Genomic DNA, 12,708 nt, shown 5'->3' on the forward strand with positions numbered 1-12,708 from the left:
TCTGAGTCACCATTTGTGGCATTTTAAGGGGGAAGCCGAATGAAGCGATATACACGCACGGGCGACACGGGTGAAACATCACTGATTGGTAGCCGCGTCGACAAACATCATCCTCAAATCGAAGCGATGGGGCATCTTGATGAATTGAACAGTCACATCGGATTAGCGATTGCGCAACAGACCGACGAGTCGCTCCGGGAACAGCTGACGAAGATTCAGCACGACTTGTTTGACCTCGGTTCGGAGCTGATGTATACGGACGCGCCCCCGAAAACAGTCGATTTGTCGATTGTGACGGAACTTGAACAATGGATGGACGAATGGGAAAAATCATGTCCAGAACTTGTGCGTTTCATCTTACCGGGAGGAAGTGTCGCAGCGGCGAGCCTGCATGTGGCACGATCCGTTTGCCGTCGTGTCGAACGAGATTTGACTGCACTCGGTGTCGCCGACCGACAACTTCCATATTTTAACCGATTGAGTGACTATCTTTTCACGGTCGCACGGTATGCAAATGTTGTCGCAGGCGTACCGGACCAAGAATATGCACGCGGCGCTGCCGTATTTCAACCAAAACGAAAAAAGGAGTGATCGGCTGATGAAAGGAATCGAACAGTTCCAACATCAATTGCACTATTCGGTCTATCCGACCAAAAAATTTAAAACGACGACTTGCCTCGTCTCGTTTGCGGCCCCGCTGTCTCAGGACACGGTGGCAGACCGGGCACTGCTTCCATTCATTATGGAAAAATCGACAGAAGCTTATCCATCAATTGAGTTATTTCACACACCGCTAGAAGATTTATATGATACAAACTTGTATGCAGGCGCATCAAAAATTGGGAAAGAGCATGTCATTCAATTTCAACTCGAAGTCGTTAATGACAATCTTGTCGGTGAAGACGCCTTGAGTCAGGCCATTCAATTACTGGAGGAAGTGTTACTTCGTCCGAATGTTTATGATGGCGCGTTTCAACCGCTCATCGTGGAGCAAGAACGCCGATTGCAGCGTCAGCGAATCGAGTCAGTCTATGATGACAAGATGCGTTTCGCTCAACAGCGCCTGCAAGAGATGCTCGGAGGCGAGATCGCCATCCCGTCTCTAGGTACGCTCGAACAGCTCGACCACGTCACGCCGAAATCACTTTTCAATGCTTATCAATCGATGATTCAGAACGATCGTGTCGACATTTATGTCGTCGGCGATGTCGACCGTCAACAAGTCGAACAGGCATTTAACCCGCTCGAATCGCTCGGGACGCGTCAGCCGAGACGTCTGCCCGAACCGAGCCGTGGTGAGTTCAAACGATTAGAAGAGCATCAAGACATCAAGCAAAGTAAACTTCATCTCGCCTACGCGATTGACGTCGATCCGCGTACAGAAGATGCCATCCGTATGCAAGTCGTGAACGGATTATTCGGTGGGTTCCCGCACTCGAAGCTGTTCATGAACGTCCGTGAAAAAGAAAGTTTAGCCTACTACGCCGCGTCACAATACAGTTCGCTCAGTCGAAAACTGTTCGTGTATGCGGGAATCGATGCATCAAATCAACAAAAGACCGAACACATTATCGAAGAGCAGTTAAAAGCACTGCAGGCGGGTGAGTTCGAAGACGAAACGTTACAACAGACGAAAGAAATGTTGTTCCACCAACGTCGCCAACTCGGAGACAGCCCTCGTCAGTTGATTGGATGGATGAGTGGTGCAGACATACGCCCGTTTTCACTCGACGAAGAGATGGCAATCATCGAGAGTACGACACGCGACCACGTCATCGCGCTTGCGAATGAGATTTCGCTCGAAGCAGTTTACTGTCTGAAAGGAGGAGAAGCATGAAACTAGATTTCCCAAACGTCGGAGAGACTTTACATCACTACGTTCTCGACAATGGCCTCTCCGTGTATTTGCTGAAGAAGACTGGATATGAGAAAACGTTCGCGACGTTCACGACGAAATATGGTTCGATTGACCGTCGCTTCAAATTAGAGGATTGGGTAGAGGTGCCGGACGGAATCGCACATTTCTTAGAGCATAAGATGTTCGAAAAAGAGGATGGCGATGTCTTTCAACAGTTCGGTCGCCAAGGGGCGTCAGCGAATGCTTTCACCTCATTCACGCGGACGGCATACTTGTTCGGGGCGACATCGAACGTGCCGGAAAACGTTCAAACGCTACTCAATTTCGTTCAGGAACCATATTTCACGAAAGAGTCAGTCGAGAAAGAAAAGGGCATCATCGGTCAAGAGATTCAGATGTATCAAGATAATCCGGGATGGCGTCTTTATTTCGGATTGATCGAAGCGATGTATGAGACGCATCCCGTCAAAATCGATATCGCCGGAACAATCGAATCGATCTCAAAAATCACGGCAGAAGATTTGTATACGTGTCATCAGGCGTTCTACCATCCGAGCAACATGGCGTTGTTCGTCGTCGGGAACATCGAGCCAGATGAGATGCTTGAATTGATTCGTGACAATCAGGCAGCTAAATCTTTTGACGCGCCACCTTTAAGCGCACGTGAGACGGTGGAAGAACCGACCACGGTTCGTCTGTCAGAACGGGTCATTGAGATGGATGTCTCGGTTCCGAAAGTGATGATTGGCTATAAAGATGTCCCACAAGCTGGAGAAGCCGGTCTCAAACAGGAGTTGACGGTGGAGCTCCTCATGCACGCGCTCTTTGATACGACAGCCCCCCTCTACACGGAACTGTATGCAGAAGGATTAATCGATGATGCATTCTCATTTGATTATACGTCAGAAGAGACGTTCGCCTTCGCCGCACTATCGATGGAAACGTCCCATGTCGATGCCTTTGTCGAACGTGTCACGGGTGCGTTGGAGCGCCCACTTCATCTTGATCAAGAGACGCTCAATCGTAAGAAGCGGATGATGCAGGGACAATTTTTAAAAGCACTGAATTCGCCAGAGTTTATCGCCAACCAGTTCTCACGGTATGCACTCAATGACGGGAACTTGTTCGAGATTCCGAATTTGATTGATGCGATCACATTAGATGAACTTCACGAAGCATACGTACGATTGTTCCGAAGTGAGCAACGAACGGTGTGCGTTGTCAAAAAGCCATGAAGACGTTGATTGTCGGAGCGAGCGGCGCGATTGGACGTGCCGTCTCGCTCGCTTTTCGTGAGGATGAGCTATTGCTCCATGCAAATCGAGGTCGTGAGACACTTACTCGAATGATGGAGACTGAGAAGCTACAGGCTGAACTGATTATATGTGACTTATCGGACCGAGCAGAAGTAGAGAAGTGGGTGTCGTCAATCGATACCGTTGATCGAATCGTCTACGTCGCTGGTCACGCGCTACACGGTCTCGTCGTCGACCAATCGGTAGATGAGCTGGATCGACTTTACGAGGTGCATGTACGCGCCATGGTTCGATTGATTCAGTCAGTTGTTGCGCGTAAACCGTATGACTATCGACTAGATATTGTCGTCGTCTCAAGCGTTTGGGGTGAAGTCGGGGCAGCAGCCGAAGTGTTCTATTCTACGGTCAAAGCGGCACAACTCGGTTTCGTCAAAGCGTTTGCGCGTGAAGCAGGACCGTTCAATGTTCGAATCAATGCGGTCACACCAGGGTGGATTGATACGCCGATGAATGATACGGTAGAAGAGTCGAAACAAACCGTGATGGATGACATTCCGCTTGGGCGTCTTGGTACCACTGAAGACGTGGCGAAGACGATCCGATTTTTATGCTCATCGGATGCTTCATATATGACCGGCACAGTACTACGCATTGATGGCGGTTGGCAATGATCTCGTCAAGATGCATAAACGAGTTCTTTTCAATTCTTCTAAAATAATTTAAAATAGGCAAGGTAGCGAATTTGCTCGAAAGGATGGTTCGGGATGGAACATAAATTCGAAGAGTGGTATCTCGAATATGAATTGTGTCAAAATCGACCGGGTATCCTCGGAGACATCGCGTCTCTCATGGGAATGCTTCAAATCTCCATCGTCACCATTAATGGAGTCGACCTGCAACGTCGTGGCATGCTGCTCAAAGCTCCGGCCGCAGATCATGTCCATCGACTCGAGCATATTTTAAAACGTATGGAAGCCATCGCAGTCATCAAATTGCGCCGCCCGAAATTACGGGACCGGATAGCGATTCGACATGGTCGTTACATCGACCACGACAGCGATGATAAGAAAACGTTCCGTTTCGTCCGAGAAGACTTAGGGATTCTTGTTGATTTCGTAGCAGAACTGATGAAAGAAGAACGTCATCTATTGATTGGCGTACGGGGGAACCCGCGCGTTGGGAAAACAGAATCCATCGTCGCAGCCAGTGTGTGTGCGAATAAACGTTGGTTGTTCTTGTCATCGACCCTCATGAAACAGACGGTCCGAACCTCTTTGTTTGAAGAAGAGCGGGAAGGCGATCATGTATACATAATCGATGGAGCGGTCTCTACGCGTACGATGGACGAGCGACATCGTCAACTGATCCGTGAGGTCATGCGGTTGCCTGCCGTGAAGGTCATTGAACACCCTGACCTTTATGTCCGAAACACCGATTGCGTGTACGAAGACTTTGATTATATTATTGAATTGAGAAACAATCCGGATGAGACGATTATCATCCCACAAGAAACGCATCGTGAGTCAGAATGGTTTGAATAATTATGTGAATGGAAGGTGTGGACCCCTGTGACAGAACTAGGGACTTTTTTGAAACAAAAGCGTGAGGAGAGCGGATTGACGCTCGACCAAATCCAGCAGACGACGAAGATTCAAAAGCGCTATATCATCGCGATCGAGGAAGGTGATTACAAAAATCTCCCTGGCTCTTTCTATGCACGGGCGTTCATTAAAACGTATGCGGAGTCACTCGGTCTCGATGTGGACGAATTGTATGAGACTTACGCAAAAGATCTACCAAAAATCGAAGCACAGCCATCCGTTCAACTTTCTCGTAAAAAGACGTATTCCAAAGCGTCCGAGTCGACGAGTCGAGTGTCGAGATGGGTTCCGAAAGTACTTCTCGCCCTTACCGTCTTTTTGCTCATTACAGCAATCTATTTTGCCGTGAGAAGCATCGACTTTGGTGGACAAGACGCAAGTCCGGCTAAACCACCGAGTTCAAATGTCACACTCGACCAGAACGAGGATGTCCCAGCGGATGAACCTGCAGAGGAAGAACCGGTATCAGAGGAGCCTGCTGAGGAAGAACCGCCAGCAGAATCTGGTCCGATTGCGGTAACGGAATCGAACGGGGCGGACATCACATATGAGCTCGCTACGAGCGATAAACTATCGACCGAGATTTATGTGAAAGAATCGCCAGCCTCATATGTCGGTGTTCGTGATACATCACTTGAAGGTCCGTTCCTTGCGCCTGAATATCCGAACCAATCGAAACAGAATCCGATTGTCATTGAAGATGCTGAAACGGACACGTTACGAATCCGGATCGGACTCATCGCAGGTGTTGAGAAAATCGTCGTCAACGGTCGCGAGCTCGAGCTTCAAGAGTCTCCGGTCACACAAAATATATTTGTAAAGAGAGTCGACGCAGAATAAGTCGACTCTCCTTCTAAGAGGAGGCGTTCTACATGAACCTACCTAACCGATTGACGATGTTACGCGTGGTGTTGATTCCCGTATTCGTCGTCTTACTCGCTGTTGATTTTGATTGGGGAAACATTGCCTTTTTAGGTGCTGAGATCCCGCTACACCAATTTATCGCTGGTGTCATCTTTACCATTGCGGCCATTACAGACTGGTTAGACGGTCATTTGGCGCGAAAACACAACTTGGTCACAAACTTTGGGAAATTCATGGACCCGCTCGCGGACAAACTACTCGTGACAGCGGCGCTCGTGTTGCTCGTCGAGATGGACCTCGTGGCTGCGTGGGTCGTTGTCGTGATTCTTTCTCGTGAGTTTGCGGTCACGGGTCTTCGACTTGTCGCTGCCGACGAAGGGATTGTCGTCGCGGCGGGTAAGTCAGGCAAAGCTAAAACATGGGTGCAACTGTTCGCCATCATTTTCCTCCTATTCGGTAACCCGATTTTCAGTTATGTCGGCATCCCGTTTGGGGAATGGGCGATGTGGTTGGCACTCGCACTCACGATTTACTCAGGTGCCGAGTATTTCGCACAAAACTACAAGATTATTGTGAAGTCGATGTAAGTCGACAAAGACGAGTTGGTTGATCTAGCTCGTCTTTTTTTTGAAGTCGAGGAGGAAATATGATGAAACGAGCCGAAATCATTGCGGTAGGAAGCGAGTTGCTCTTAGGAGAAATCGTCAATACGAATGCGAGTTACATATCGGAACAACTTTCGAAATACGGTGTCTCGGTCTTGTATCATCAAGTTGTCGGGGATAACGCGGAACGAATGCGGGAGACGTTCGAGATTGCGCGTCGTCGTTCAGACCTTGTCATCGTTACGGGTGGACTTGGACCGACGGCAGATGATGTCACGAAGACAGTCTTGTCTGATCTGCTCGAACACCCGATTGTTCGAGACGAAGAGGCGTTTCACACGATTCAACAATTTCTTCAGTCACGTAACCGTGAGATGAATGAAGGGGACGCTCGTCAGGCGGACGTCTTGTCAGGTGCGGACGTTTTACAAAATCCGGTCGGTCTGGCTCCAGGTATGTGGATTGAAGGGGAGACGACGTGGATGCTACTTCCTGGTGTGCCACGCGAGATGCGGGCGCTCATCGATGCGACGTTTCCGAAAAAGTTTTCAGGCGCGACGCTCGTCTCGGAATCGTTACGATTTTATGAAATTGGAGAATCGGCACTTGATGATGCCGTCAAAGACTTGTTGAACGGGTCTAACCCGACTGTCGCACCTTATGCTGAGACAGGAGAAGCGAGACTTCGAGTCAGTGCTCGGGCGGTAGATGATACGGCTGCACGACTGATGATTGAAGAAATGAAAGAGGAAATCTTACGACGTGTCGGTTCGTATTATTTCGGGTCAGATGATGAAACGATTGCCTCATACCTCGTGCAATCATTGACACGTCATCACCAAACACTGGCAATTGCTGAGTCATTGACCGGGGGAGAAGTCCAATCGATGATCACATCGACTCCAGGAGCATCGGCTGTCTTTTTAGGGGGAGTCGTTACCTATTCAGATGAGCTAAAAAATAGGTATTTAGGGGTCGCTCTTGATACAATTGAACAGCACTCAGTCGTCTCAAAAGAAGTTGCTTATGAGATGGTAGATGGATTAGTTAAACAAACGAATGCGGACTACGCGCTCTCGTTCACCGGTGAAGCTGGACCAACCTCAAATTCAGGGCGTCCCGTCGGTACGGTCTACATCGGGGTGAAAACACCGGATGGAATCGAGGTCATCGAGCGTGTTTATCCGCACCAAGAACGTAACGTCATTCGGATGCGGGCTGCAAAAGATGGACTATGGGCCCTCATTCAACGAATTAAAAAAGGCGAATAAATGTTCGTAAAAAACTTGTGTATCGCTATATGTTCACGTATAATGAAAGTATCAATTAAAGGAGGCTCATTTATCTATGAGTGATCGTAAACAAGCGTTAGAAATGGCATTGCGCCAAATTGAGAAACAATTCGGTAAAGGCTCGATTATGCGCCTTGGTGAAAATACAGACCAGCAAGTATCGGTCATCCCTTCTGGGTCGATTGCCCTCGACGTCGCACTTGGAGCGGGTGGATATCCACGCGGTCGTGTCATTGAAGTGTACGGACCAGAATCTTCAGGTAAGACGACTGTTGCCCTTCATGCGATTGCAGAAGTTCAAAAACGTGGCGGTCAAGCTGCGTTCGTCGATGCCGAGCATGCGCTCGATCCAAAATATGCTAAAAATCTTGGCGTCAACATCGATGAGTTGTTGCTCTCTCAGCCAGATACAGGGGAACAGGCGCTCGAGATCGCTGAAGCGCTCGTTCGCTCGGGAGCAGTTGATATCCTCGTCGTCGACTCGGTTGCGGCACTCGTACCGAAAGCCGAAATCGAAGGGGAGATGGGAGACTCGCACGTCGGTCTTCAAGCTCGTTTGATGTCTCAGGCACTTCGTAAATTGTCTGGTGCAACGAACAAATCGAAAACAATCGTCATCTTCATCAACCAAATTCGTGAGAAAATTGGAATCATGTTCGGTAACCCGGAAACGACACCTGGTGGTCGTGCCTTGAAGTTCTACTCTTCAGTACGCCTCGAAGTACGTCGTGCAGAAACGCTCAAACAAGGTCAAGACATGGTCGGGAACCGTACGAAAATCAAGATTGTAAAAAATAAGATCGCACCACCATTCAAGACGGCGGAAGTCGACATCATGTACGGTGAAGGGATTTCACGTGAAGGGGAACTCATCGACATCGGTGCAGACCTCGATATCGTTCAAAAGAGCGGTGCTTGGTACTCGTTCAACGAGGAGCGTCTCGGTCAAGGTCGTGAAAATGCGAAACAATACATGAAAGAAAATCCAGCCATTGCGGCCGAAGTGGAACGTCAAATTCGTGATCACTACGGCTTGAACGGAGAAAAAACAGTCACAGTTGAAGATGAAGACGACGAAGTTCTCTCACTTCTTGATGACGAATAAGCACATGGTCTCACTCGGAATCATCCGAGTGAGATTTTTTTAGTATAATTTTTAGGCAATTGGTAGTTCTATCCTGTCCGTGCATTGCATTCTCTCTCTTAAATAAGTACAATAAAGTTATGCGCGGGCTTGCCTGCGTTACTCACTTATTAAAAAAATAAAATAACCTTGCGAAAGGGAGGTGAACATGATGGAATGGCTATACTGGCTTATTCTGATCCTCCTTTTGCCGATAGCTTTTGTTGCAGGTTTTTTTGTGCGTAAATCGATCGCCGAAGCGAAGATTCAAGGTGCCGAGACGGAAGCGACTAAGATTGTAGAACAAGCAAAACAACAATCGGAAGCGATGCAAAAAGAAGCACGGCTTGAAGTAAAAGAAGAGATGATTCAACTTCGCAATGAGACGGAACAAGAATTGCGTGAACGTCGCGAAGACCAGAAAGTGAAAGAGAATCGCCTCGTTCAAAAAGAAGAGCTTCTCGACCGCAAAGCAGATATGCTCGAGCGGAAAGAAGATTCGCTAGATGAACAGGAGCGCGGGCTCGAAAAACGCAAACGTGAAGCAGAAATGCTCGAAAGCAAAGTGGAGGACTTATACGAAGAGGCACGCCAAGAACTTGTACGCGTGGCAGCCCTCTCGAAAGATGAAGCACGTACCATCATCATGGACGAAGCGAAGCAGGAAGCGCTTCACGATGCTGCTCTCCTTCAAAAAGAAATCGAGCAAAAAGCAAAACAAGAAGCGGATAAAAAAGCGAAACACCTCTTATCTCTCACGATGCAACGATACGCTGCTGAACATGTCGCGGAGACGACGGTATCTGTCGTCAACTTACCGAGTGATGAGATGAAAGGTCGCATCATCGGGCGTGAAGGACGTAACATCCGTACGCTCGAGACGTTGACTGGAATTGATCTCATCATCGATGACACGCCAGAAGCGGTCATTTTGTCAGGTTTCGATCCAGTTCGCCGTGAAATCGCCAAAATGACGCTTGAAAAACTCGTTCAAGACGGGCGTATCCACCCGGCTCGCATTGAAGAGATGGTAGAGAAGTCTCGTCGTGAAGTCGATGAGCGCATTCGTGAGTACGGAGAAGAAGCTACTTTCGAAGCCGGTATTCACGGACTCCATCCAGACCTCGTCAAGACACTCGGTCGCATGCGCTATCGTACGAGTTATGGACAGAACGTCTTGTCTCACTCGGTCGAGGTGGCACATCTTGCCGGGATGATGGCAGCCGAACTCGGGGAAGACGTCACACTCGCGAAGCGAGCTGGACTCTTGCACGATATCGGAAAAGCGATCGACCACGAAGTCGAGGGCAGTCACGTCGAAATCGGAGTAGAGCTTGCAACGAAGTACAAGGAACATCCGGTCGTCATCAACTCGATTGCTTCCCACCACGGGGACGTCGAAGCGACATCGACGATTGCAGTACTAGTCGCAGCAGCTGACGCCTTGTCGGCAGCTCGCCCTGGAGCTCGTCAAGAGACGCTAGAAAGCTACATTCGCCGTCTCGAACGACTCGAGTCAATCTGTGAGTCGTTTGAAGGTGTCGAGAAATCGTATGCGATTCAAGCGGGACGTGAAGTTCGAATTATCGTTCGCCCTGACGTCGTCGACGATGTCGTCGCCGGTAAGATGGCACGCGATATTTGTAAACGAATCGAGGATGAACTCGATTATCCTGGACAAATTAAAGTGACGGTTATTCGTGAAACACGTTCCGTCGATTATGCGAAGTAAACGAAGCGGAGAATTTCTCCGCTTTTTCTGTTTGAGGGAGGATTTTATATGAAAATTTTATTTATCGGTGATGTCGTCGGGAAACCCGGTCGAGATATTTTGAGCAATCAAATTGGTCGGTTGAAAGACAAATACAACCCAACGTTCATGCTCGTCAACGGTGAGAATGCGGCAAACGGTCGCGGTCTCACAAAAAAGATTTATCAACAGTTTTTAGAACTCGGCTTCCATGGGGTGACGATGGGGAACCATACGTGGGATAACCGTGACATCTTTGATTGGATCGACGATGCCGACCGGATCGTCCGTCCAGCAAACTATCCGGACGGGACACCTGGAGTCGGGATGATGAAGTTAAAACAAAATGGAAAGAAATTGGCCGTCATCAACGTCATGGGCAATGTCTTCTTGCCATCCCTTGACTGTCCGTTCCGTACCGTCGATCGTCTCGTTGAAGAAGTGCGTGACGAGGTAGACGCCATCTTCGTCGATGTCCATGCCGAGGCGACAAGTGAAAAGATTGCGATGGGGTATCACCTTGACGGGCGTGCCCAAGCCGTAGTCGGCACGCATACGCACGTACAGACGGCAGATGAACGTGTCTTGCCGAACGGGACAGCGTATATTACCGACGTCGGGATGACGGGTCCACTTGACGGGGTACTCGGGATGGATGCATCCGTTGTTTTAAAAAAATTTATGACACAACTCCCAGTTCGGTTTGAAGTTGCCGAGGGACGGGAACAACTTAATGGAGTTTTCATTACAATCGATGATCAGACGAAACGAGCGACAAAAATCGAACGAATACACCTAGATGATCAGACCGTCTGGTTTGATTGAACAACCTACCCGAGGGGGAAACAAGAATGGACGTACTCAAAGTTTCGGCAAAATCGAACCCTAACTCCGTTGCGGGTGCTTTAGCGGGTGTGCTACGTGAAAAAGGAACGTGTGAGATACAGGCGATTGGGGCAGGTGCGCTGAATCAGTCCATCAAAGCCGTCGCGATCGCCAGAGGCTTCGTCGCGCCAAGCGGTCTCGATTTGATTTGCATTCCAGCCTTTACCGATATTATGATTGACGGAGAGGAACGTACTGCTATCAAGCTCATCATTGAGCCACGATGAGCGGTCGGGACATAGGTCCTATTCTTGTGAAGAGGAGCCATCGGCGCGGATGGCTCCTCTTTTTTTTGTGGAAAATGGACGTTCCGTCTTCTCAGTTTCGTCATTTTATGACAAGATGATAAAGAACGTATCGTTCGATCATAAGAGACAAGAGGGGGACGTTTTCAATGGAACAACTCGTGTCAACCACAGAGAAGGAAACAACGACACCAGTAATGAAAGCGATTCAAAAACACACGGCCGGTTTTGGGGCAAAACTGGTCGACGTACCAGTTCCGACGCCAGGGCCTGGAGAAGTACTCATTCAAGTCAAAGCGACATCGATTTGCGGGACCGATGTTCATATCTATGAGTGGGATGAGTGGTCACAAAGCCGTGTCAAACCACCGTATGTATTCGGTCATGAATTTTCGGGAGAAGTCGTGGCACTCGGGGAAGGGACGAAACGCATTAAAATCGGACAGACCGTATCCGCTGAGACGCATATCGTCTGTCATCAGTGTAAACAATGTTTGCGTGGACAATATCACATCTGTAAAAATACAAAAATCATCGGTGTGGACACGCAAGGTTGTTTTGCAGAGTACGTCGTTATGCCTGAAGAGAACCTATGGGTGAACCCAGAAACGATGCCGGCAAAACTTGCATCCATTCAAGAACCACTTGGAAATGCGGTTCATACGGTGCTAGCGAGTGACGTGTCTGCCAAATCGGTCGCCATCGTCGGATGTGGACCAATCGGACTCATGGCGGTAGGCGTCGCTAAAGCAGCTGGTGCGAGTCGCGTCTATGCGATTGACGTCAATCCGTATCGCTTAAAGCTCGCAGAAGAGATGGGGGCAGATGTCGTCATCAACAGTTTAGAAGAGAATCCGCTCGAATTGATCGAGCGTGAGACCGACGGAGACGGAATCGATGTCGTCTGCGAGATGAGCGGTCACCCGATTGCGATCGACCAGGCGTTCAAAATGGTCACGGCAGGCGGGGATGTCAACGTCCTGTCACTCCCAGCTCGTCCGGTCGCCATCGACCTCACGCGTGATGTTGTCTTTAAAGGTGTCCGTGTCCAAGGGATCACAGGACGGAAGATGTACGAGACGTGGAGCCAAGTCTCGACGATGCTCGCGACGGGTCAGTTGAACGTAGAACCGATCATCACGCACGTCTTCAAGCTCGAAGAGTTCGAAAAAGGGTTCGAACTCATGCGGGCAGGGAAATGTGGGAAGGTCGTCTTAATACCTTAAAGG

The 12,708-nt window shown here is 49.0% G+C and carries 13 protein-coding genes; all 13 read left to right on the forward strand.

Going from position 1 to position 12,708, the window contains the following annotated elements; translation table 11 throughout:
• Nucleotides 1-39: 39 nt before the first annotated feature.
• The 13 genes from KNO92_RS11895 to tdh all read left to right on the forward strand — a co-directional run bounded on the left by KNO92_RS11895 (nucleotide 40) and on the right by tdh (nucleotide 12,705).
• Nucleotides 40-591: a cob(I)yrinic acid a,c-diamide adenosyltransferase gene (locus KNO92_RS11895; RefSeq protein ID WP_074033223.1), complete on the forward strand. Its 552-nt coding sequence runs from the start codon at nucleotides 40-42 to the stop codon at nucleotides 589-591.
• A gap of 7 nt (nucleotides 592-598) precedes the next feature.
• Nucleotides 599-1,837 carry an EF-P 5-aminopentanol modification-associated protein YfmF gene (gene yfmF / locus KNO92_RS11900; RefSeq protein WP_214761495.1) on the forward strand — a complete coding sequence of 413 codons (1,239 nt, stop codon included), beginning with the start codon at nucleotides 599-601 and terminating at the stop codon, nucleotides 1,835-1,837.
• Nucleotides 1,834-3,093, forward strand: a complete 1,260-nt coding sequence (gene yfmH / locus KNO92_RS11905) for an EF-P 5-aminopentanol modification-associated protein YfmH (protein ID WP_214761497.1) — start codon at nucleotides 1,834-1,836, stop codon at nucleotides 3,091-3,093. The genes yfmF and yfmH overlap by 4 nt, the downstream gene beginning before the upstream one ends.
• Nucleotides 3,072-3,785 (forward strand): elongation factor P 5-aminopentanone reductase, encoded by a 714-nt coding sequence (ymfI, locus tag KNO92_RS11910; protein WP_353047402.1) that lies wholly within the window; start codon nucleotides 3,072-3,074, stop codon nucleotides 3,783-3,785. The genes yfmH and ymfI overlap by 22 nt, the downstream gene beginning before the upstream one ends.
• A 93-nt stretch (nucleotides 3,786-3,878) precedes the next feature.
• Nucleotides 3,879-4,655 carry a YmfK family protein gene (locus KNO92_RS11915; protein WP_012726484.1) on the forward strand — a complete coding sequence of 259 codons (777 nt, stop codon included), beginning with the start codon at nucleotides 3,879-3,881 and terminating at the stop codon, nucleotides 4,653-4,655.
• A 27-nt stretch (nucleotides 4,656-4,682) separates the two neighbouring features.
• Nucleotides 4,683-5,555 (forward strand): helix-turn-helix domain-containing protein, encoded by an 873-nt coding sequence (locus KNO92_RS11920; protein ID WP_214761499.1) that lies wholly within the window; start codon nucleotides 4,683-4,685, stop codon nucleotides 5,553-5,555.
• Between the two features lie 32 nt (nucleotides 5,556-5,587).
• On the forward strand, nucleotides 5,588-6,166 hold the full coding sequence (gene pgsA / locus KNO92_RS11925; protein ID WP_214692781.1) for a CDP-diacylglycerol--glycerol-3-phosphate 3-phosphatidyltransferase: 579 nt from the start codon (nucleotides 5,588-5,590) through the stop codon (nucleotides 6,164-6,166).
• A 62-nt stretch (nucleotides 6,167-6,228) separates the two neighbouring features.
• Nucleotides 6,229-7,455: a competence/damage-inducible protein A gene (locus KNO92_RS11930; RefSeq protein WP_214761501.1), complete on the forward strand. Its 1,227-nt coding sequence runs from the start codon at nucleotides 6,229-6,231 to the stop codon at nucleotides 7,453-7,455.
• A gap of 76 nt (nucleotides 7,456-7,531) precedes the next feature.
• Complete coding sequence (gene recA, locus KNO92_RS11935; RefSeq protein WP_214761503.1) at nucleotides 7,532-8,581, forward strand: recombinase RecA; 1,050 nt, start codon at nucleotides 7,532-7,534, stop codon at nucleotides 8,579-8,581.
• A gap of 187 nt (nucleotides 8,582-8,768) precedes the next feature.
• The gene (gene rny, locus KNO92_RS11940) at nucleotides 8,769-10,331 is read left to right on the forward strand and encodes a ribonuclease Y (RefSeq protein ID WP_214748227.1); all 1,563 of its coding nucleotides are present in this window, start codon (nucleotides 8,769-8,771) and stop codon (nucleotides 10,329-10,331) included.
• A 48-nt stretch (nucleotides 10,332-10,379) separates the two neighbouring features.
• Complete coding sequence (locus tag KNO92_RS11945) at nucleotides 10,380-11,174, forward strand: TIGR00282 family metallophosphoesterase (protein WP_214692776.1); 795 nt, start codon at nucleotides 10,380-10,382, stop codon at nucleotides 11,172-11,174.
• Between the two features lie 26 nt (nucleotides 11,175-11,200).
• Nucleotides 11,201-11,461 carry a stage V sporulation protein S gene (locus KNO92_RS11950; protein WP_012726477.1) on the forward strand — a complete coding sequence of 87 codons (261 nt, stop codon included), beginning with the start codon at nucleotides 11,201-11,203 and terminating at the stop codon, nucleotides 11,459-11,461.
• Nucleotides 11,462-11,628: 167 nt separating this feature from the next.
• Entirely contained in the window at nucleotides 11,629-12,705 is a 1,077-nt protein-coding gene (gene tdh, locus KNO92_RS11955; RefSeq protein WP_214761505.1) for an L-threonine 3-dehydrogenase, read from the forward strand.
• The last annotated feature ends 3 nt before the right edge of the window (nucleotides 12,706-12,708 follow it).

The sequence above is a fragment of the Exiguobacterium sp. s129 genome, from assembly GCF_018617585.1.
GTDB classification, from domain to species: domain Bacteria; phylum Bacillota; class Bacilli; order Exiguobacteriales; family Exiguobacteriaceae; genus Exiguobacterium; species Exiguobacterium aestuarii_A.

Excerpts from the sequence above, each read along its gene's own strand:
- KNO92_RS11895 (WP_074033223.1), top strand. The coding sequence starts at position 40 with ATGAAGCGATATACACGCACGGGCGACACGGGTGAAACATCACTGATT.
- yfmF (WP_214761495.1), top strand. The coding sequence starts at position 599 with ATGAAAGGAATCGAACAGTTCCAACATCAATTGCACTATTCGGTCTAT.
- yfmH (WP_214761497.1), top strand. The coding sequence starts at position 1,834 with ATGAAACTAGATTTCCCAAACGTCGGAGAGACTTTACATCACTACGTT.
- KNO92_RS11915 (WP_012726484.1), top strand. The coding sequence starts at position 3,879 with ATGGAACATAAATTCGAAGAGTGGTATCTCGAATATGAATTGTGTCAA.
- pgsA (WP_214692781.1), top strand. The coding sequence starts at position 5,588 with ATGAACCTACCTAACCGATTGACGATGTTACGCGTGGTGTTGATTCCC.
- KNO92_RS11930 (WP_214761501.1), top strand. The coding sequence starts at position 6,229 with ATGAAACGAGCCGAAATCATTGCGGTAGGAAGCGAGTTGCTCTTAGGA.
- recA (WP_214761503.1), top strand. The coding sequence starts at position 7,532 with ATGAGTGATCGTAAACAAGCGTTAGAAATGGCATTGCGCCAAATTGAG.
- rny (WP_214748227.1), top strand. The coding sequence starts at position 8,769 with ATGATGGAATGGCTATACTGGCTTATTCTGATCCTCCTTTTGCCGATA.
- KNO92_RS11945 (WP_214692776.1), top strand. The coding sequence starts at position 10,380 with ATGAAAATTTTATTTATCGGTGATGTCGTCGGGAAACCCGGTCGAGAT.
- KNO92_RS11950 (WP_012726477.1), top strand. The coding sequence starts at position 11,201 with ATGGACGTACTCAAAGTTTCGGCAAAATCGAACCCTAACTCCGTTGCG.
- tdh (WP_214761505.1), top strand. The coding sequence starts at position 11,629 with ATGGAACAACTCGTGTCAACCACAGAGAAGGAAACAACGACACCAGTA.